This is a genomic window from Rhodococcus sp. BP-332 (genome assembly GCF_019836065.1).
Classification (GTDB): Bacteria; Actinomycetota; Actinomycetes; order Mycobacteriales; family Mycobacteriaceae; genus Rhodococcoides.
The window spans coordinates 526,122-547,153 of record NZ_JABUEC010000003.1; the positions used below are offsets into that span (position 1 = coordinate 526,122).

Sequence of the window (21,032 nt, forward strand, 5' to 3'; positions counted from 1 at the left end):
TGCTCCTCTCGCGCGCCGATCCGGCGGGATCCCGCTCCGCGCGCCCTCGACCGGAGCACAAACGCCATTCGACAGTCCGGGAAGCTCAGACGCTGCCCTCGAAGTCGCACTGACGCCACGCCTCGTAGACGACGACGGATGCGGCGTTGGTGATATTCATAGAACGTCGCCCGGCGAGCATCGGAATGCGCAGACGATCGGTGACATGGGGGTCGGCGAGAACCTCCGGTGCCAGACCGGTGGGTTCCGGCCCGAACAGCAGAACGTCCCCGGCCCGGTAGGACACCGACGCGTAGGACGTCGTGGCATGGGCGGTGAAGGCGAAGACCCGCTCGGGCGCGAGGGTGTCCCACGCCGCCTCGAGGTTCGGGTGCACCGTGACCGACGCCAGGTCGTGGTAGTCGAGGCCGGCGCGCCGCAGCTTGGGCTCGGACAGGTCGAAGCCGAGCGGTTCGATCAGGTGCAGCTCACACCCCGTACCGGCGACGAGGCGGATGGCGTTTCCCGTGTTCTGCGGGATACGCGGTTCGTGGAACATCAGACGGAACACCCGTTCAGCCTGCCATGTCCCACCCGCCTGCCCGAGCGTGGGAAACTGTGCGGTGTGACCGCAACGCGACTGGACGGCAAACTCACCCGCGACGAGATCTTCGTCGACCTCACCGCGCGGGTCACCGCACTGCGCGAGCGTGGGATCACCCCCGGCTTGGGGACGGTGCTGGTCGGTGACGATCCGGGCTCCGCTGCCTACGTGCGCGGCAAGCACAACGACTGCGCCAAGGTGGGCATCGCCTCCATCCGGCGCGACCTCCCGGCGGACGTGTCAAGCGACGAGCTCGACGCCGTCATCGACGGGCTGAACGCCGACCCGGCCTGCACCGGCTACATCGTGCAGCTCCCGCTACCGAAGCACCTGGACGAGAACCGCGCCCTCGAGCGCGTGAACCCCGAGAAGGACGCCGACGGCCTGCATCCCGTCAACCTCGGCCGACTGGTCCTGGGCGAGGACTCCACCCTCCCGTGCACTCCCCGCGGCATCGTGCACCTGCTGCGTCGCTACGAGGTGCCCATCGCCGGTGCCCATGTGGTCGTCGTCGGACGCGGCGTGACGGTCGGCCGGCCCCTGGGACTCATCCTCACCCGGCGCTCCGAGAACGCCACCGTGACGCTGTGCCACACCGGCACCCGTGACCTGGCCACCGAGGTGCGGCGCGCGGACATCGTCGTCGCAGGTGCCGGCGTCGTCGGACTGATCACGCCGGACATGGTCAAGCCCGGTGCCGCGGTCATCGACGTCGGCGTCTCACGCACCGACGACGGGCTGAAGGGCGACGTGGCCGACGGTGTCGACGAGGTCGCCGGCTTCCTGTCCCCGAATCCCGGCGGCGTCGGACCCCTCACGCGCGCGTTCCTGCTGAGCAACGTCGTCGAGCGCGCGGAGCGCATGCTGGCCGCATCGGAGTCGGTCTCGTCATGAGCGGGAAGGCCGGAGGCCGGCCGTTCGTGAGAAAGCCGACGCGGCGGAGGCCGGCGCGGGACATGCTCCGGCGCAGCATTCCGGTGGTCGCCGTCGTGCTGGTGATCGTCGTCGCCGTGGTCCTGGTGCTCGCCGACCGGTGGCGCCGCGGTGCGTTCGTGTTCGGTGTCGCGACCCTGATCGCCGCCGCGTGCCGGTTGTGCCTCGGAAGTGAGCGTGTCGGGATCCTGGCCGTGCGGTCGCGCGCCTTCGACACCTTCTCCCTGGCTGCTGTGGGCAGCGCGGTGGTGTGGCTCGCCGTCTCGATCGATCCGCTCGGGACGGACTAGCCCTCGCGTGAGCGGGTCACCCGCAATGTCAACGGGACGAAGATCGCGAGGATCAGCAGCGAGACGATCACGGAGTACAGCATCGGGTGTGTCGACGCCCAGTTGATCGGTTCGCGGATCGCGACGGACGGTGCGGTGGGATTGCCGAACGACTCGCGCGTCGACCGGGCCACCGAGGTGATCGGATTCCACTGTGCGACAGCGCGGAGCGGACCCGGCAGCGTCGAGGACGGCACGAACGCGGACGAGATGAACGTGATCGGGAACAGAATGATCATGAGCGCGCTCTGGGCACTCTCGGCAGTGCTGGCGACGGATCCGACCACGGCGCCGATCCACGACATGGCGAAGCCGAAGAACATCAGCAGCAGTACGGCGCCCAGTGCGTCGAGAGCGCTCCCGCGGATACGCCACCCGACGGCGTAGCCCGCGCCGATCATCACGGCGATGCTCACCACCGACACGAGCATGTCGGAGAGAGTGCGCCCCAGCACGATGGACAGACGCGACATCGGCAGCGAGTGGAACCGGTCGACGATGCCCTCCTTGCTGTCGGTCGCGAGCCCGATGGCCGTGAACGCGGCGCTGAACACGACGGTCTGCGTGAAGATGCCGCCCATGAGGAACTCGCGGTAGGTGGCACCGCCCAGTGCTCCGCCGAAGACGTAGCTGAAGAGCAGGACGAACATGAGGGGCTGAATCGTCGCTCCGAGCAACAGCTGTGGGACCCGCAGGATGGTCAGCAGGTTGCGCTGGGTCATGGTCACGCAGTCGACGAGGAAGCTCGAGGCGTTCTGCTCCCGGACTCCGCGGGGACCGACCAGTTCGGCGGTCATGCGGTGGCCGTCGCGAGGGCGGCGGCGGGGGACGCGCTACCGGTCGACTGGAAGAAGACGTCGTTGAGATCGGGCACGTTCACCCGCGCGTCGCCGACACGGATACCGGTGCCGTGCAGGCGACTCAGCACGTCGACCATGGATTCGCTGCCCCACGGCGCATCCACCGTGAACCACCCGGCGGACGCAGAGGCGCGGTGCACGCGGAAGTTCATCCGCGGGAGCAGATCCGCTGCCAGGCGCAGGTCACGAGGGTCGGCGAGGCGCACCTCGACGGACGGCGGACGGACGCGCGACTTCAGATCGGACGGGGTGCCCCTGGCCACGACGACACCGCCGTCGACGACGACGATCGCGTCGGCCAGTCGGTCGGCCTCCTCGAGATACTGGGTGGTGAGCAGCACTGCCGTTCCGTCCGCCTTGAGGTCGGTGACGATGTCCCACATGTCGTTCCGACTGCGGGGGTCGAGGCCGGTGGTGGGTTCGTCGAGCACGATGAGGGGTGGCCGCGCCACCAGCGCGCCCGCCAGATCGAGACGACGGCGCATACCGCCGGAGAACGTGGAGACCGAGCGGGTTCCCGTGTCATCGAGGCGGAACCGGGTGAGGAGCTCGCGCGCCCGCGCGCGTGCGTCTCGGCTGCTGAGCCCGTAGAGCCGCCCGAGCATACGGAGGTTCTCGTAGCCGGTGAGCCGACCGTCGACGGCGGCGTACTGGCCGGACAGCCCGATGAGCCCACGCACAGTGCGCGGGTCCTTCACGGCGTCCACGCCCGCGACGTGGACGGAACCCGACGTGGGCCGAATCAGTGTCGCGACGATCCGCACGGTGGTGGTCTTGCCTGCGCCGTTGGGGCCGAGCACCGCGGTGACCTGTCCCGCAGCGGCCGTGAGGTCGACGCCGTCGAGGGCCCGGTGCGTGTCACGTCGTCCCGTGTAGTCCTTGACCAACGATCGGACGTCGACGGCGAGAGTCGCTCCTCCGGAGAGTCCGGCGGTCACCGGGCACCGGCGAGCAGCGCCGGACGCACACCGCCGAGGCGACGTGCGACGGCGGCCAGCGCGTCCGGCGTGCCCATCGCGTTGTGCGGGACGTCGACGGGGTAGTCGGTGATCGACCCGGCGATGTAGCGCCGCCATGCCCACGGCGTGAGGGTGGGATCGGAATCGACGGTCGCGGAGAAGAACTGGAGATCGCCCGAGAACCGGGCCGGGGTGTGGTCGTGGCCGAGGTCGACGAAAAGCTGGTAGCGCTCGTACAGCCGTCGCATCTGCCCCTCGTCGAGATGGGCGGTCGGTCCCCCCGCGCCGCGGATCATGGCGATGGCCTCGTCGAGATCGATGTCGTCGTCGACGGTCACCTCGAGAGGAAGGAACTCACGCATCAGCGACGCCACGGACATCTCGGTGCGCGGGCGGTCGCTGCCGGCGAGGGGATACGCGTCCATGACGAACAGTTCGACCTCGTCGCCGAGCTTCTCGATCTCCACGGCCATCGCGTGGGCGATGAGACCGCCGAGTGACCACCCGAGGAGTCGGTAGGGGCCGGTGGGGAACTGGGCGCGCACGGTGTTGACGTAGTCGCGCGCGATCTCCGCGACCGACGCGGGCTCGGGTGCGGGGATGCCGATGCCGCGGGCCTGCAGACCCAGCACCGGGATCGACGGATCGAGGTGTGGCAGCAGTCCGGTGTAGCTCCAGGAGAGCCCGATCGCCGGATGCACGCAGATGAGGGGAGTCACACCGTCGTCGCCGGCACGCAACGGCAGCACCGCGTCGGTGCTGGTGCGGCGGACCGGTGGCTTCGGGGTGCGAGCGGACGGCTCGGCGACGGGCGGGGGTGCCGCGTGTGATCCGGTCCTCGTGGCGGTTCCGTTGGCTGCGGACCCATTCGTGCCCGAGCCGTTCGTGGAGGAACCGTTCGCGTGGCTGCCGCCGTCGCCTCGGGTGCCGTGATTGTCGTCGAGCATGATCAGCTCCTGTAAGCGAGCGGACAACGCAGCCGGGGTGGCTGCGTCGAAGAACCAGGTGACGTCGATGGAATCGGGGTCGACGTCGGTAGCGATGTCGGCACGGAGGCGCTCACGTAGGACGTCCATGACCCGCACCGCGGCGAGGGAGTTCCCGCCGAGAGCGAAGAAGTCGTCGTCCGGGCCGACGGCGTCCACCCCGAGCACGTCGGCGAAGACGCTCCGGACGGTGTCGAGCAACGACCGGGCGGGCGCGATCGCCGTGGCGGTGGTCGTCCGGGTAGGTGCGGCGCTCAGATGATCCGGAGCCAGCGGTTCGAGCCGGCCCAGGGGGATGAGCAGTGCGCGTCGGTCGACCTTGCCGTGCGGGGTGCGCGGCAACGACGAATGCACGGTGACCGTCGCGGGGACGAGGGCACGGGGGAGCTTCTCGGCGGCGAAGCTCCGCAGGGCGGCGGAGTCGACGGTGCCGTGCACCGTGACGTGTGCCGCGAGCGCCGCGCCGACGGAGTTCTCCTCGACGACGACGGCCACCGACGTCACGGCCGGATGTGCGGCCAACACGGCCTCCACCTCGGCGGGTTCGATGCGGACACCGCGGATCTTCCTCTGGGTGTCCGATCGGCCCGTCATCTCGACCATGCCGTCGGATGCGACCCGCACCAGGTCGCCGGTGCGGTACGTCCGGCCGCCGGGGCGGCCGGACGGGTCGGCCACGAAGCGTGCCGCCGTGAGCCCCGGGCGTCCCGGATAGCCCTGTGCCACTCCGGGTCCGGAGACGTACAGCTCACCCACGTCGCCGTCGGCGACCTCGGCAAGTGTCGTGTCGAGCACGCGCAGGGCGGTCCCGGGCACGGCGAGTCCGATGTGGGGTGCGCGGCCGGCGCGCTGGACGCCCGTCGTCGCCGCCACCGTGGTCTCGCTGGGGCCGTAGGCGTTGACCATGCGGCGACCCGGGGCCCACGCCTCGAGCAGAGCCGCGGGAAGCGCCTCGCCGCCGGTGCCCACCGACCGCACGCCGGACACGGTGTGAGGATCCAGGGTCGCCAGCGCGGCAGGCGTCAGGAACAGCACGTCCACGCGCTCACGCTCGATCAGGGCCTCGAGCGCCCTGCCGGCGTAGGCGGCGGGCGGCGCGACCACGGACGTCGATCCGCGGATCACCGTCAGCAACATCTCGAGGATCGCCGCGTCGAACCCCGGTGACGCCGCGTGCAGGACGCGAGACGTCCGGTCGGTGTCGAACGCGGTTCCGAGGGCGACGGCGAGGCTCTCGATGCCGCGATGGGTGACGCCGACGGGTTTCGGGCGCCCGGTCGTTCCCGAGGTGTAGACGAGGTAGGCGACGTCGTCGAGGCTGCGCCGGACCGCGGCCGGCAGGGCCGCGTCGGGCGTGGAGGGGTGATCGGGCGTTCCGTCGGTGTCGAGGGTCCACCACCTGACGGCGTCCGGCGCGACCACGGGATCCGAGGCCGCTCGCAATGCCAGGACGGGTTTCGCGTCGTCGAGGATGTAGCTCAGACGTTCCTCGGGATACGTCGGATCGAGAGGGAGGATCGTCGCACCGGTCCTCGCGACGGCCCAGAACGCCGTCACCGAGGACGCGGACCGGCTCATCGCGAGCGCCACGGTACGTCCGGGCCCGGCGCCGGCTGCGCGGAGTCGGTCGGCGAGAGCGTCTGCAGCGGTGAGGAGTTCACCGTAGGTGCGGGTGCCCTCGGGAGCGACTACGGCCACGCGCTCCGGGGAGTCGCGCGCGACACGCTCGACCAGCACGTCCAGGAGCTCCGTCTCGGACGGGAGGCGGGACGGGCCCGTGAGGCTCGCGATCGACAGTGCGGGATCGGACGTGGCGCGGTCCAAGGTGTCCACCACGGCGTCGGCCAGGTGACGAGCGGTGCTGGGCAGGAACAGGTCTCGGGCATAGGTGACCGACACGTCGGCACCACCGTCCGTCCGGGCGCGGACGGTCACGACGAGATCGAAGGCGGATCGCTCCACGGGCAGGCGGAGCGCGGAGACGGTGCGCCCGCCGAGGTCGAGGTGCAGCGGCGGAGCGGCGTGGACCGAGAGCATGATCTGGACGATCGGGTGGCGTGCCGGATGACGCTCGGGCTGCAGTGTCGACACCAGCGTCTCGAACGGAACCGCGGCATGGTCGAGCGCCGCGAGATCCCGGTCCCGCACCAGCTCGACGACCTCGTCGAAGGTGGATGCCAACGACACCGGCACCCGCAGCGCGAGGGTGTTCACCGCCATGCCGACCATCGACTCGGCTCCGGCGCGGTCCGCGTAGGGGGTGCCGACGACGACGTCCGCCGTTCCGAGCAGCGGGTCGACCCCGGGGGTGTGCGCGGCCAGCACGGCGGCCAGTGCTGCGTGCACCACCATGAACTCGGTACCGCGGTGATCGGCCGCACAGGCCAGCACGCGTTCGCGGACCTGCGGACTCAGGACCGCGTCGACGACGTCGGCGCGGCCGGTGGGCCGGTCGGGGCGCGGGCTGTCCAGAGGTACCGAGTGCACGGGGGGAGCACCGTCCAGGGCGGAGCGCCAGAAGTCGACGGCGCGGGTGTGGTCGGCGCTGCCCACCGAGAGTGTGAGTGCCAGCGCGTGATCGATGTACTGCACCGGCTCCGTCGGCCACACCGGTGCGACTCCCGTGCGGCGAGCCTCGTAGGCCAGCAGCAGGTCGGTGGTGAGCGGCGCCACCGATTCGCCGTCGGCGGCGATGTGATGGACCGCGACGCCGACGACGTGGCTGTGCTCCGACAGGCGCACCACGACGGCACGGACGGGAGCCTCGATCGCGAGATCGAACCGTCGCCGGGCGACGTCGTCGAGTGCCGCCTGCACCTCGGGCGCCGACGGATCGAGGTCGGAGTCGGAGGGAGTGACCAGCTCGACGGAGACGGGAGCGGCGTCGAGGACCACCTGCACCGGCTCGCCCGCGACCGTGGGATACACGGTGCGCAGCGATTCGTGCCGCGCGACCACGTCGTTCACGGCTGCACCGACGGCGTCGACGTCGAGCGGACCCTCCACGAGCAGTCCGGCCACGATCGTGTACGCCGTGGCGGTGCTCGCCACCTTCGACGAGAACCACATCGACAGCTGCGCCGGCGTCAGCGGGACGGGATCGGGTCGCTCCGCGGGTGTCACCGCGGCGGCCGATGGGAGGGTGCCCGGATCTGTTGTCAGGTCGGTGAACTCGGGCAGTTCGGCGAGCTCGGCGACCGTGGGTCGATCGAAGATGGTGCGCACGGCGACGGGCACACCGGTGACCTCGGTGATGCGTGCGGCGTAGCGCGTCGCGGTCAGCGACGTTCCGCCGAGCGCGAAGAAGTCCGCTGTGACACCGACCCGCTCGACTCCCAGGACCTGCGCGAGCACACCCGCGAGGGCTGCCTCCGCGGCGGTTCCGGGAGCGCGGTCGTCCTCGTCGACGAGGGCGGACGGCATCGGCAACGCCGCACGGTCGAGCTTGCCCACCGGTGTCAGCGGAAACGCGTCCACGACGACGATCGCGGTGGGCACCATGTGACGCGGCAGTCGAGTGCGGGCGAGGCGGAGCAGATCGCTCGATCGCAGGGCGGCCGACTCGTCGACGACGGGATGGACGAAGGAGACGAGCAGGGTCTCGCCGGTCGGTCCGGGCGTCGTCAGCGTGACGGCTCCACCGACACCCGGTGCCGACGCGAGCACGGCGTCGATCTCGCCGAGCTCGATCCGCAGACCACGGATCTTGACCTGGAAGTCGCTGCGACCGGTGATGCGGACGACCGGTTCGGTGCTGTCGGGATCGGCCGCGAAGGTCCACCGGGCCAGGTCGCCGGTGCGGTAGGTCCGGCTTCCCGGCGGGCCGAAGGGGTCGGCGACGAAGCGTGTCGCCGTGAGGCCCGGCCGGTCGAGGTAACCCCGTGCGAGTTGTACTCCGGCGAGGTGCAGTTCGCCCTCGACTCCGGGCAGCACCGGGTGCAGCGAGGCGTCGAGCACGGTTGCCCGCATCCCGGCGACGGGGCGCCCGAGTGCGACGTCGTCACCCTCGTGCAGCGTCCTGGCGTGGGTGCAGATCGCGGTCTCGGTGGGCCCGTAGATGTTGATGACGGTGCGTCCGGGCGCGACCGCATCGAGTAGTTCCGAGCCGAAGTTCTCGCCGCCGACGCCGAGTGCGGACAGTAGCACCGGGTCGCCGGGGACGAGGTCGTCGGCGGAGAGCGTCGACAGGACGGAGGGGGTGAGAAAGCAGTGCGTCACGTCGTGGCGGCGCAGCAGCGTCGCCAGTTCCGTACCGCCCACGACTCCCGGGGGCACCACCACCAGCGCGCCTCCGGATCCGAAGGCGAGGCCCAGTTCCAGCATCGAGGCGTCGAAACTGGGAGAGGCGAAGGCGAGCACGCGGGCGTCGGTGTCCGCCCCGTAGGCGCGCACCAGTTCGCTGGTGATGTTCGCGTATCCCTGACGTGTGACCTGGACGCCCTTGGGGCGTCCGGTCGTTCCCGACGTGTAGGTGACGTACGCCGTGCAGCCGAGCGGAACCACCCAGCCACCGTCGTCGGGACACGTCGGGACGTTCTCCTCGGCGAACAGTGAGTCGGTCGTGGACCACAGGAAGCCGTCGCTCGGGACGTCCGAGGGATCGGAGCAGACGGCGTGCAGCGTCTTGCTGTCACGCACCATGAACGAGCGCCTGTCCGCCGGGTAGTCGGGATCGACGGGCACGATGGCACCGCCGGCGCGTGAGACGGCGAGGATCGCGGCCACCGACTCGGTCGAGCGTCGCAGCAGGCCGATCACACGCGTGTCGGCGGAGACGCCGTTGTCGACGAGGCGTGCGGCGCCGCGGGCGACGAGTGCCTCGAGCTCTGCGTAGGTGGTCCGCCGGTCGCCGTCGACCACGGCCACCGCGTCCGGAGTGGCCTCGGCGTGATGCGCCACGAGAGCGTCGAGCGCGGAGGTCGAGTCCGTCGACCGAGCTCGCGCTCGTTCCCGCATCGGTACCGTCGCCGCGCGCTCGGGAGGCAGCAGGACGTCGATGTCGGCGACGAGCGCGTCGGGGTCGGCGGCGATCGCGTCGAGCACGGCCAGCAGTCGATCGAGGACTGCCCGCGCGGTGCGCTCGTCGAACAGGTCGGTGGCATAGGTGAGATCGATGCTCGACCGCGGGCCGGCATGCCCGGGTGACTCGTCGAGCACCAGTTCCAGGTCGTATTTCGCCCGCGCGACGTCGATCCCGTGGGCGGTCACCCGTGCATCGCCCACCGCGCCCGACGTGTCCGGCGTGCTGCGGGTGGTGAGCATGACGTCGAACAGCGGGTGGCGGCCCGGAGTGCGCGGTGGGTCGAGGAGATCGACGAGGGTGTCGAAGGGCATGTCCGCTCGGGCCAACGCGTCCAGGTCGGCCGCCCGCACGGCGTCGAGATGGTCGGCGACGGTCGCCGCGCCGTCGACCACGGTGCGCAGCACCACGGAATTGACGAACATGCCGACGACCCCGTCGAGGTCCGGGTGATCGCGTCCGGCGACGGCAGTGCCGATGGTGACGTCGTCGCCTGCTCCGGACCGACTCAGCACCAGGACCAGTGCGGCGTGCACGATCATGAAGTGGGACAGGCCGATTCGGCGGGCCAGGGCATCGACGTGCACTCCACGATCGCCGTCGAGGACGACGGACACCGTCGCGCCCTGTCCGGACGGTTCCGCGCGACGCGGGCGATCGGCACCGGGAGTGGGGACGTCGGGGAGATCCGCGAGCGCGTCGGCCCACCAGGCCGCGGACGTCGCGAGAGCCGACTCCGGATCGTCCGCGGACCCGAGTGCCAGCCGCTTCCATTCCGAGGCGTCGGCGTACTGCACGGGCAGCGGGGACCACGCCGGGGTGCGACCCTCGAGCCGCGCGGAGTACGCGACGACGAGGTCCGTGGCCAGCACGCCGAGCGACCACCCGTCGACACACACGTGGTGGAGGACGAGAGCCAGGACGTGATCGGCCGCCGGTCCGGACGTGCCGGCGACGCGGACGATCCGGGCGCGCAGGGGCAGGTCGACGGCGAGATCGAAGGGGCGGGACGCGACGTCCGTCAGCGCCGGGAGGACGGCGTCCGTGTCCGGCGCGTCGAGCACGTCGACATCGAACAGAGCTGTGGCCGTGTCGATGTCGAGGACACGCTGCACGGGTCCGTCGACGGCGTCGTCGCGGTCGAAGAGTGTGCGCAGGCTCTCGTGACGATCGAGGACGTCGAGAAGCGCGGCTCGCGCCGCCTCGACCGAGAACGTACCGGTGACGCGGAGAGCGAGCGGCACGTGATAGGTCGCCGACGGCCGGTACTGCTCGATCCACCACATGCTGCGCTGGGACGGCGAGGCGGGGATCGGCACGGAACGGTCGACGGGCACGGGCCCGTCCTGATCGCCGGTGGACGGGGTGCCGTCGTCCAGGTGCAGTGCGAGCGCTTCGACCACGGGATGCCGGAACACCTCGCGAACCCCGAGGGCATGGCCCCCCACCGCGGAGATCCGGGCGGCGACCCTCGTCGCGAGCAGGGAGTTGCCGCCCAGTTCGAAGAAGTCGTCGGTGGCGGCCACGTCGTCGAGGCCGAGGACGTCGGCGAGGACGCTGGCCACCAGGAGTTCGTTCTCCGATTCCGGAGCGCGCGCGGGACGGCTCTCACGGGCACGCGGTTCGGGGAGGCGTCGCCTGTCGATCTTGCCGTTCGGCGTCAACGGCATCTCGTCGAGGATCGTGAGCCGGTTCGGCACCATGTAGTGGGGGAGCAGAAGAGCGAGATCGTCGAGCAGCGTGTCGGCGACGGCGCCCGCGTGCGTCATGCGCACGTAGCCCTCGACGGTGCGGAGGGTGCCGTCACCGCGGACCACCACGGCGGCGTCCGCGACGTCGGGCAGCGCGCGCAGCGCCTCCTCGATCTCGCCGAGCTCGATCCGGAATCCGCGCACCTTCACCTGGCTGTCCCGGCGCCCGAGGTAGACCAGGGTGCCGCGGGAGGTCCACTTCACCAGATCGCCTGTGCGGTAGAGCCTGTCGGAGTGTCCGAACGGATCGGCGACGAAACGTTCGGACGTGAGGGCGGTACGGCCGAGGTACCCGCGAGCGATGCCGGTACCGCCGAGGTAGAGCTCACCCACACAGCCGGGCGGTGTCAGTGCGAGCGAGCTGTCGAGGACGAAGGCACGGATGCCCGGGAAGGGCGACCCCAGCTCCACCTCGTGTTCGGCGACCAGGGGACCGAACGTCACCGCCACCGTGCTCTCGGTCGGCCCGTACACGTTGACCATCCGGCGTCCGGGCGCCCACTCGTCCACCAGCGCGACCGGGACGACGTCCCCGCCGACTCCGATGGCACGCGGACCCGCGCCCGGCGCCACGGGAACGGTGGCGAGGGCCGAGGGCGTGATGAAACCGGCGTCGATGCGCTGGGAGTCGAGCACCTCGGCCAGCTCCTCGCCCCCGTGCACGTCGGTCGGCACGACGACCAGCGTCCCGCCGGACCCGAAGGCCAGCACCATCTCGAGGACGGAGGCGTCGAATCCCGGTGACACGAAGTGCATCACCCGCGCGCCGCGCGGCAGACGATGCGCCGAGACGGCCGCGTACGTCATCGCGGCGAAGCCCCGGTGCGTCACCGCGACGCCCTTCGGCGTCCCGGTGCTGCCGGAGGTGTAGATCACGTAGGCGAGGTCGTCCGGTCCGGGGCGCCGTGCTCCCACGAGGCCCTCGGCGGTGAGCGGTGCTCTGTCCTCGTCGATGAGGACCCATTCGACCTGCGCGGGAAGCGAATTCACCAGTGCGCTCGTCGTGATGCCGACCAGTGCGCCGCTGTCGCCGATGATGGTGGTGATCCGGTCGGCAGGCAGGGCGGGGTCGACCGGCACGTACGCGCCGCCCGCTTTCGCGATGGACCAGGCCGAGGTGACGGACGCGTGGGAGCGGGGGAGCGCGGACACGACCATGACGTCGGGACCGACACCCAGATCCAGCAACTCGCGGGTCAGGGCGTCCGAGCGGCGGTCGAGCTCGGGATAGGAGAGTGCGATGTCGCCGTCGACGACGGCGGGCACCTTCTCGCCCAGCACCAGCCCGTGCGTGAGGATGTCGGCGAACGTGGCGAACGGCGGCACCAGCGGATCGAGTGCCGGCAGGACGGCGGCGCGGTCCTCGTCGGTCACGAGGGACAGCGCGCGCAGCGGTGTGTCGACGTCGGCCTCGGCGAAGTCGACGAGGAAGCGGGCGAACCGTTCGCTGTGGACGACCAGTTCGTCGGCCGTGTACAGGGCGGGGTTGCCCTCGAGGTCCACCCGCAGGCGACCCGTGGTGGTGTTCTCGTGCACCGTCACGGCCATGTCCGCGGTCGGTCCGGAGGTCAGTAGTTCGAGATCGGCCGGGATGTCGCCCAGCACCACACGTTCGCCGAACATCATGAGGTTGATGGTGGGACCGAGGGTGACGCCGGGGGCACCGAGCAGGTGGGCGATCTCCGAGGCGGGAAGCAGCTGGTGGCGGAGTGATTCGCTGACGCGGTTCCCGACCTCGCGGACCACCGAGCCGATGTCGACGCCGCCGCCGCAGTGCGCGGGCACGGGTACCGCGTTGGCGGCCATGGACGCCGATTCGCGCATCCACGACGTCACGCGGGCGGCCATCGGCATCGTCAGGACGACGTCGGGTGTGTCGGTGACACGCGCGAGGAACGCGGCGAACGCGGCGGCGACGACGACCGCGACGGTGGATCCGTGACGCTCCGCCGCGTCGTGAACCGTCCGGTCCGCCGAGGTACCGAGCAGCGTGTCGCAGCGGTGGTTGAACGCGGACGGCGGCGCGACCCGCCCGGACATCGAGACCGGCTCGCCGAGGACGTCGCGCAGACCGGCCCAGTGGGCTCGATCGCGTTCGTACCGCGACGACGCCCGGTAGCGCGCCTCGGCCTCGGCGAAGGCTCGGGGATGCCGTGCTCGCGACGGCGGTGGATCCTCGCCGCGTACCAGTGCGGTGTAGATCTCGGCGGTGCGAGCGGCGGCGACCGAGGCTCCGTAGCCGTCGATGGCCACGTGATGGCCACGGGCGTACCAGTAGTGGTGGTCCTCGGCCAGGGTGATGACGGCGGTGTAGCCCAGCGCGTCCCGATACATGTCGAGGGGACGGGTGAACTCCGTCATGATCTCGGCCGCCGCCTCCTCGGGGAACTCGTCGTCGCTGACGTCGATGCGGTCGAGGTCGATGTCGAGGAGCGAGAGGTCGAGCCGCTGGCGGAGCGAGTCGGAGTCGACGCGCGCGTCCTGCGCGTCACTCGTGACGAGTCGGGTGAGCATCGAGCCGGTGTCGAGAGTGGCGAGGCGCATGGCCTGCTCGAGAAGATCGACGTCGAGCGGGCCGCGGATGTCCATGTAGTGCGCGACGGCGAAGGTGACCTCGGGGTCGAGTTCCTGCAGCAACCACATGTCCCGCTGGGCGCGGGTGAGATCGAAGACCTCCGTGTAGTCGTCCGCTCCCGCGCCCGAGCCCGGGTGATCGTCCGACATGCTGTTCCCCCGGCTCGCTCGCATCCCCACGGTGGGCCCTTCGGTCACCGCAGCGTCGAGCGCTGCGGTGCAGACCACACGATGTCGAACACTAACAAACCAGAAACTTGATTTCCCTCGTCCTCGAGGACTCCAAGTTTCTTTGTGAGAGTTGCCAAGCTCAGGGGAGCGTGAGGGTCAGTCCTCCGCCGCGAGCGCGTCGGAGGCCAACGCCATGGTGGCCACGAGCATCGTGGACACCGCGTCGGGTTCGGTGAGGAAGCCGTCGTGGCCGTCGCGCGAGGAGATGATGCGCAACCCGTCGCACCCGGGGATCAGATCGGCGATCTCCTGCTGCTGCCGCAGGGGGTACAGCCGGTCGGAGTCGACGCCGCCCACGATGGTGGGCGTGCGGACCGACCCCAGGGCCGCCTCGAGCCCGCCTCGCCCGCGGCCCACGTCGTGCCGGTTCATGGCCTCCGACAGCAGCACGTAGGTCCCGGCGTCGAAGCGGTCGACGAGCTTGGTCGCCTGATGCTCGAGGTAGCTCGCGATCGCGTAGCGCCCGCCGTTCAGCGGGTCCTCGCCGATCTGGGGCTCGTTGCCGAACCGGGCGTCGAGTTCGTGCTCGGTGCGGTAGGTGAGGTGCGCGATGCGCCGAGCGACGGCGAGTCCGGCACGCGGAGCGCGACCGGAGGCGTGATAGTCACCGCCCTGCCAGTCGGGGTCGGCGGTGATGGCGGCGATCTGCGTGGTCTGGGTGCCGATCTGGTCCGCGGACGCGCGCGCACCGACGGCGAGCACCAGTGCCGAGGCGACACGGTCCGGGTAGGAGACCAGCCACTCGAGAGTGCGCATACCGCCCATGGAGCCGCCGACGACCGCCGCGAAGCGGTCGATGCCGAGGGCGTCGGCGACCATGCGCTCCGCCGCCACCTGGTCGCGGATGGAGATGGCCGGGAATCGGGATCCCCACGCGACACCGTCCGGATCGAGCGACGCGGGACCCGTGGTACCTCGGCACCCGCCGAGCACGTTCGTCGCCACCACGCACCAGCGATCGGTGTCGAGGGGTGCGCCGGGACCCACCATGCCGGTCCACCACCCGGGCGACGGGTGATCCGGTCCGGCCGGTCCGGTGACGTGCGAGTCCCCGGTGAGCGCGTGCTGGACGAGAACGACGTTGTCCCGCGCGGGCGAGACCTCGCCCCACCGCTGCACGGCGACCGTCGCGTCGGGAACCACGCGTCCGCTCTCGAGGGGAACGTCGCCGATGTGCACGGTGCCCACCTGCCCGTCCGCCGGCGGAAATGCCGACGGACGGGCAGGCGAGTGGAGATCGAGTGTCAAGATGCGGCCCGGAAACCCTTCTCCAGATCGGCCAGAATGTCGTCGATTCCCTCGATACCGACTGCGAGTCGCACCAGACCCGGAGTGACTCCGGAGGCCAGCTGCTCCTCGGGCGTCAACTGCGAGTGCGTCGTCGACGCGGGATGGATCACCAGTGAACGCACGTCTCCGATATTAGCGACATGGCTGTGCAGCTCCAGCGCATCCACGAAACGCTTGCCCGCGTCGACACCGCCCGCGAGTTCGAACGCCACGATGGCACCCGCTCCGCGCGGGGCGAGTTCCTGTCCGCGCTCGTACCACGGGGAGGACGGCAACCCGGCGTAGTTCACGCTCGTCACCTCCTCGCGCTGCTCGAGGAACTGTGCGACCGCCGTCGCGTTCTGCACGTGTCGCTCGAGGCGCAGGGACAGTGTCTCGATGCCCTGGCCGATGAGGAACGCGTTGAACGGGGAGACCGCCGCGCCGATGTCGCGCAGCAGTTGCACGCGGGCCTTGAGTGCGAAGGCCGGAGCGCCGAGATCGGCGAACACCACACCGTGGTAGCTGGGATCGGGGGTGGTGAAGTTGGTGAAGCGACCCTGTGTCCAGTCGAAGCCACCGCCGTCGACGATGACGCCGGCGATCGCGGTGCCGTGGCCGCCGAGGTACTTGGTGGCCGAGTGCACCACGATGTCCGCACCGTGCTTCAGCGGCTGGATCAGATACGGCGTCGCCACGGTGTTGTCGACGATCAACGGGATGCCGTGGCGGTGTGCCACGTCGGACACTCCGCGGATGTCGAAGATGTCGTTCTTCGGGTTGGAGATGGTCTCGCCGTAGAACGCCTTGGTCTCGGGGCGGACGGCCTTCTCCCACTGGTCGAGGTCGTCCGGATCGTCGACGAAGGACACGGTGATGCCCAGCTTGGGCAGCGTGTAGTGGAAGAGGTTGTACGTGCCGCCGTACAGACGGGGGCTGGAGACGACGTGGTCGCCGGTCTCGGCGATGTTCAGGATCGCCAGCGTCTCGGCGGCCTGGCCGGACGAGACGAGCAGTGCGGCGACGCCGCCCTCGAGCGAGGCGATGCGCTGCTCGACGACGTCCTGCGTCGGGTTCATGATGCGGGTGTAGATGTTGCCCGGCTCGGCGAGCCCGAACAGCGCGGCGGCGTGGTCGGTGTTGTCGAACGTGTAGGACGTCGTCTGGTAGATCGGCAGGGCGCGCGCGTGGGTGGTGACGTCGGGAACCTGTCCGACGTGCACCTGCCGCGTCTCGAAGCTCCAGTTCAGTGCCGGATCCTCGACGGGTGCTCCGGCTGCGTCGACGACGTCGCCCTCGGTGGCACCGGTGTCGGAAGTGTGATCGGTCATGGGTGTCGTGCTCCTCGTGGGGGTGGTGCTCGAGTGGAGTGCTCGAGTGGGATCCACGTCGGCAGCCGCCACGCCCGCAGCACGAGAGGCACCTCACCGTGTGCAGAGCGCAGTAGGCGAGCCGATCTTCGTGGAGAGAAGGGTCGGGGCCTATCGCCGGCTACAACACAGTCGGTGGGAGAACATGGGTACCTCCGAGATCGTCGGTCGGTGGGCCCGAGGAGACGGGCCCGCGCTTGCTCTCGGCCCGTTCGGGCCGAGTAACCCGGTCATCACCCGGGGCACCCCACCGCGGTTGGAGGGTTGCCGGCCAGCAAGCCGGGGCTCGATGCTGGCACTCATGACCTTGGCGGGAATGGTAGCGGGTCGGGTGTCGACGGCACGAGGGTGGCCGAACTCACGATCGTTCGATTGGCGAATGATCCTGCCGACGGTCAGACTGGTCAGGTGATCGGGCGCCTCTCGGGGCGCCCGTCGTCGTTGACCACCCGAGCGCTTCTGAATCGATCATGAACGATCGACGACGGGCGCAGACCAGAAAGTGAGCTCGTGACACCCCCCTCCGTCGCGTTCGACGTCCTTCCCGCTGCTGCCGCGGACCCCGCGGCGGATCGGCTGCGGGTGCGCCGCCGACGCGTCGCGATGCTGGCGCTCGCGCTCGGCGGTTTCGGCATCGGCACCACGGAGTTCGTCTCGATGGGCCTGCTCCCGGAGATGGCGACCACGATGGGGGTGTCCGAGCCCAGCGCCGGCCACCTCATCTCCGCCTACGCCGTCGGTGTCGTGGTGGGTGCGCCCGTCATCGCCGCGCTCGCGGCGCGGGTACCGCGGCGGACGTTGCTTCTCGCCCTCATGGTGGCGTTCACTCTCGGCAACCTGGGCACGGTGTTCGCGCCCAGCTTCCACGAGCTGATGGCCTCCCGCTTCGTCGCCGGACTGCCGCACGGCGCGTACTTCGGTGTGGCAGCGCTGGTGGCCGCCCACCTCGCCGATCCCGGTGCGCGTGCCAAGTCGGTGGCCATGGTGATGATGGGACTGTCCGTCGCCAATGTCGTCGGTGTGCCGGCGGCCACGTGGATCGGCCAGGCGTTCGGCTGGCGCAGCGCGTTCGGCATCGTCGCCGTCATCGGTGCCCTCACCGTCACCGCCCTCGCGGTGTGGCTGCCGCGACTGGACTCGATGCCCACCACGAACCCGCGGACCGAGCTGGGCGCCTTCCGGCGCACGCAGGTGTGGATGACCCTCTTCGTGGGCATGGTGGGCTTCGGCGGCATGTTCGCCGTGTACACCTACATCGCCACGACTCTGACGGACGTGGCCGGTCTGTCCAAGGCCGCGGTGCCCCTGGCGCTGATGATCTACGGCCTCGGCATGGTGGTCGGCAACATGGCCGGCGGATGGATCGCGGACCGCATGCTCGTCCCCGGGCTCTTCCTGGCGATGACGTCCGTCGCGGTGAGCCTGGCGGTGTTCGTCGCCGCGGCGCACAACCCGGTGACCGCTCTGATCGTCGTGTTCCTCATCGCCGCATCGGGATCCGCCATCGTGCCCGGACTGCAGACGCGACTGATGGACGTCGCCGCCGATGCGCAGACCCTCGCCGCCTCGCTCAACCACGCGGCGTTCAACTTCGCGAACGCGCTGGGGGCCGCCCTCGGCGGCGCCGTCATCGCCGCGGGCTTCGGCTACACGGCGCCGGCCGTGGTGGGTGCCGGTCTCGCGATCGCCGGCATCGCCGTTCTGGCCACGTCGGTGGCGATGCAGCGTCGCACCGACGCTCGTCTCGCCGCCTGACGGTCCTGTCCGCCCTGTCGGATACGGTGCTGCGGTGTCTCACACCATCACGTCGGTCAACGTCAACGGAGTGCGCGCCGCGGTGCGCAAGGGCATGCTCGAGTGGCTCGAGCAGTCCGCGGCGGACATCGTCTGCCTGCAGGAGACGCGGGCGACGGACGAGGAGCTGCTCGCATGCCTCGCTCCCGCGCTGGGCGAGGGCTGGCATCTCGTGTCCGCCGAGCCGTCCGCGAAGGGCCGCAACGGTGTCGCCATCCTGTCGCGGGTTCCTGCGGACAGTGCCGTCGTCGGGTTCGGGAGCGCCGAGTTCGACGACGCGGGGCGCTGGATCGAGGCCTGCTTCCCGGCAGTCGGAGCAGATCCGGCCGTCACCGTCGCCAGTCTCTACCTGCCGTCCGGTGAGGTGGGCACCGAGAAGCAGGACTCCAAGGAACGGTTCATGGCCGCGTTCGAGCACCGTCTCGCGGCGCTCGCGTCCTCGGGCGAGCATCACGTGGTCTGCGGCGACTGGAACATCGCGCACACCGAACGGGATCTGAAGAACTGGAAGGGCAACCGCACCAAGTCCGGCTTCCTGGCGAGCGAGCGCGCCTGGCTCGACGCTCTCGTCGGTGAGTCGGGAGCATGGGTCGACGTGATGCGAGCGCTCCACCCGGACGTCGACGGGCCCTACAGCTGGTGGTCGTACCGCGGTAAGGCCTTCGACAACGACGCCGGGTGGCGCATCGACTACCAGATGGCCACCCGGGACTTCGCGGACCGCGCGAAAGACGCCGTGGTCGAGCGGGCCGACACCTACGACCAGCGGTGGTCCGACCACGCACCGGTCACCGTCGTCTACCGCTGACCGGTCGGCTCACAACGCGGCGGCCAGTCGGTGGTACGCCGCGTTCCAGCGCAACGTGCGCTGGAAGTCTCGTGTGGTGGTGCCCTCCTCGATCGTGAGCAACTCCACCGCGATCATGTCCGAGAACGCTTCCAGTACCGGCAGATCGAGCGCGGTGCTCAGCACCGTGTGATGCGGTGCGCCGGCTGTGAGCCACGACTCCGCGGACACCGACAGCGAGGGCTGCGGTTTCCACACGGCGCAGGCCACCGGCAGGGAGGGCAGCGCCTCGTCCGGCTCGACGACCTCGATGACGTTGGCGGTGAGGCGGAACCGTTCGCCGACGTCGGAGATGCCCACGACGATGCCGGCGCCGGGATCCGCCGTGAAGCGCAGTCGTACGGGATCCTCGCGCCCGCCGATCGACAACGGATGGATCTCGAGAGTCGGGGTCGCCGTGGTGATGGACGGGCACACCTCGAGCATGTGTGCCCCCAGGATCTTCTCCTCGCCGGGCACGAGGTGGTACGTGTAGTCCTCCATGAACGACGTGCCGCCGGGCTGCCCGATGGCCATGGTCTTCATGGCGCGCAACAACATCGAGGTCTTCCAGTCGCCCTCGCCGCCGAAGCCCCACCCGTCGGCCATCAGCCTCTGGACCGCGAGTCCGGGGAGCTGACGCAGGCCGCCGAGGTCCTCGAAGTTCGTGGTGAAGGCGCCGAATCCGCCCTCGGTCAGGAACTGTCGCATTCCCGCCTCGACCCGTGCGCCGTAGCGCAGCGACTCGTGTCGATCGCCGCCCGGCCGCAACGCGGACGCGACGTCGTAGGTCTCGACGTACTCGTCGACCAGGGCGGACACCGCGGCCTCGTCCACCGCGGAGACGACCTCGACGAGATCGTTGACACCGTAGGTGTTCACCGAGACGCCGAACCGCAGCTGAGCCTCCACCTTGTCGCCCTCGGTGACGGCCACGTCGCGCATGTTGTCGCCGAAGCGCGCCAGCCGGAGCGACCGCATGTCGGCACGACCGCGCGCCGCACACGTCCACTGTTCGACGCGCCGGACGACGGCGGGATCGTCGACGTGTCCGGCGACGGTGGTCCGCAGCACACCGACGCGGGACTGGATGTGACCGAACTCCCGGTCGCCGTGCGCGGCCTGGTTGAGGTTCATGAACTCCATGTCGATGGTCGACCACGGCAGCGACATCCCGGCCTGCGTGTGCAGATGCAGGAGAGGCACGTCGAGGGCGTCGAGGCCGGCGATCCACATCTTGGCGGGGGAGAAGGTGTGCATCCAGGTGATCACCCCGATGCAGTCGTCGGTCGTGTTGGCCTCGCGCATCCGGTTCAGGATGGACGACGCGTCGAGGAGCACCGGCTTCCAGACCACCGTCACACCCAGTGCGTCGTCGAGTTTCTCGGCGATCGTGCGGGACTGCACCGCCACCTGCTCGAGAGTCTCGGGACCGTACAGACTCTGGCTGCCCGTGAGGAACCAGACCTCGGGTCGGGCGACACCGGACGGTGCGGGCGAGGGGGACGGGGCGGACCTGGTTTCGACGACGGACATGGGAACCTCCT

The 21,032-nt window shown here is 70.2% G+C and carries 11 protein-coding genes and 1 riboswitch; of the genes, 4 read left to right on the forward strand and 7 right to left on the reverse strand.

Translation table 11 applies throughout. The annotated features are described in order from the left end of the window. Positions 1-85: 85 nt before the first annotated feature. Positions 86-550, reverse strand: a complete 465-nt coding sequence (locus HQ314_RS13715) for a tRNA (cytidine(34)-2'-O)-methyltransferase (RefSeq protein ID WP_222650334.1) — start codon at positions 548-550, stop codon at positions 86-88. A gap of 54 nt (positions 551-604) precedes the next feature. Between HQ314_RS13715 and HQ314_RS13720 the strand changes: the two genes are divergently transcribed. Continuing rightward, positions 605-1,477, forward strand: coding sequence for a bifunctional methylenetetrahydrofolate dehydrogenase/methenyltetrahydrofolate cyclohydrolase (locus HQ314_RS13720; protein ID WP_222650335.1), 873 nt, complete (start codon positions 605-607; stop codon positions 1,475-1,477). Positions 1,478-1,539: 62 nt separating this feature from the next. Further along, on the forward strand, positions 1,540-1,806 hold the full coding sequence (locus HQ314_RS13725; protein WP_027503762.1) for a DUF3017 domain-containing protein: 267 nt from the start codon (positions 1,540-1,542) through the stop codon (positions 1,804-1,806). Here the strand turns inward: HQ314_RS13725 and HQ314_RS13730 are convergent. The 5 genes from HQ314_RS13730 to HQ314_RS13750 all read right to left on the reverse strand — a co-directional run bounded on the left by HQ314_RS13730 (position 1,803) and on the right by HQ314_RS13750 (position 16,826). Next, positions 1,803-2,642, reverse strand: coding sequence for an ABC transporter permease (locus tag HQ314_RS13730; protein WP_056447645.1), 840 nt, complete (start codon positions 2,640-2,642; stop codon positions 1,803-1,805). The genes HQ314_RS13725 and HQ314_RS13730 overlap by 4 nt on opposite strands. Continuing rightward, the gene (locus HQ314_RS13735) at positions 2,639-3,643 is read right to left on the reverse strand and encodes an ATP-binding cassette domain-containing protein (RefSeq protein ID WP_222650529.1); all 1,005 of its coding nucleotides are present in this window, start codon (positions 3,641-3,643) and stop codon (positions 2,639-2,641) included. The genes HQ314_RS13730 and HQ314_RS13735 overlap by 4 nt, the downstream gene beginning before the upstream one ends. Beyond that, complete coding sequence (locus HQ314_RS13740; protein ID WP_222650336.1) at positions 3,640-14,145, reverse strand: non-ribosomal peptide synthetase; 10,506 nt, start codon at positions 14,143-14,145, stop codon at positions 3,640-3,642. The genes HQ314_RS13735 and HQ314_RS13740 overlap by 4 nt, the downstream gene beginning before the upstream one ends. 177 nt (positions 14,146-14,322) lie before the next feature. Further along, positions 14,323-15,414, reverse strand: a complete 1,092-nt coding sequence (locus HQ314_RS13745) for a homoserine O-acetyltransferase (RefSeq protein WP_222650337.1) — start codon at positions 15,412-15,414, stop codon at positions 14,323-14,325. Positions 15,415-15,470: 56 nt separating this feature from the next. Further along, positions 15,471-16,826, reverse strand: a complete 1,356-nt coding sequence (locus tag HQ314_RS13750) for a bifunctional o-acetylhomoserine/o-acetylserine sulfhydrylase (protein ID WP_081821014.1) — start codon at positions 16,824-16,826, stop codon at positions 15,471-15,473. Between the two features lie 227 nt (positions 16,827-17,053). Continuing rightward, a riboswitch (SAM riboswitch) is annotated at positions 17,054-17,172 on the reverse strand. Between the two features lie 296 nt (positions 17,173-17,468). Here HQ314_RS13750 and HQ314_RS13755 point away from each other — a divergent pair. Further along, positions 17,469-18,620: an MFS transporter gene (locus HQ314_RS13755; RefSeq protein WP_027503756.1), complete on the forward strand. Its 1,152-nt coding sequence runs from the start codon at positions 17,469-17,471 to the stop codon at positions 18,618-18,620. A gap of 94 nt (positions 18,621-18,714) precedes the next feature. Further along, entirely contained in the window at positions 18,715-19,467 is a 753-nt protein-coding gene (locus tag HQ314_RS13760) for an exodeoxyribonuclease III (protein ID WP_261781721.1), read from the forward strand. 9 nt (positions 19,468-19,476) lie between these two features. Here HQ314_RS13760 and araA read toward each other — a convergent pair whose 3' ends face one another. Further along, positions 19,477-21,021 (reverse strand): L-arabinose isomerase, encoded by a 1,545-nt coding sequence (gene araA, locus HQ314_RS13765; protein ID WP_222628131.1) that lies wholly within the window; start codon positions 21,019-21,021, stop codon positions 19,477-19,479. Between the last annotated feature and the right edge of the window lie 11 nt (positions 21,022-21,032).

Excerpts from the sequence above, each read along its gene's own strand:
- araA (WP_222628131.1), bottom strand. The coding sequence starts at position 21,021 with ATGTCCGTCGTCGAAACCAGGTCCGCCCCGTCCCCCTCGCCCGCACCG.
- HQ314_RS13750 (WP_081821014.1), bottom strand. The coding sequence starts at position 16,826 with ATGACCGATCACACTTCCGACACCGGTGCCACCGAGGGCGACGTCGTC.
- HQ314_RS13760 (WP_261781721.1), top strand. The coding sequence starts at position 18,715 with ATGCTCGAGTGGCTCGAGCAGTCCGCGGCGGACATCGTCTGCCTGCAG.
- HQ314_RS13755 (WP_027503756.1), top strand. The coding sequence starts at position 17,469 with ATGCTGGCGCTCGCGCTCGGCGGTTTCGGCATCGGCACCACGGAGTTC.
- HQ314_RS13730 (WP_056447645.1), bottom strand. The coding sequence starts at position 2,642 with ATGACCGCCGAACTGGTCGGTCCCCGCGGAGTCCGGGAGCAGAACGCC.
- HQ314_RS13725 (WP_027503762.1), top strand. The coding sequence starts at position 1,540 with ATGCTCCGGCGCAGCATTCCGGTGGTCGCCGTCGTGCTGGTGATCGTC.
- HQ314_RS13740 (WP_222650336.1), bottom strand. The coding sequence starts at position 14,145 with ATGTCGGACGATCACCCGGGCTCGGGCGCGGGAGCGGACGACTACACG.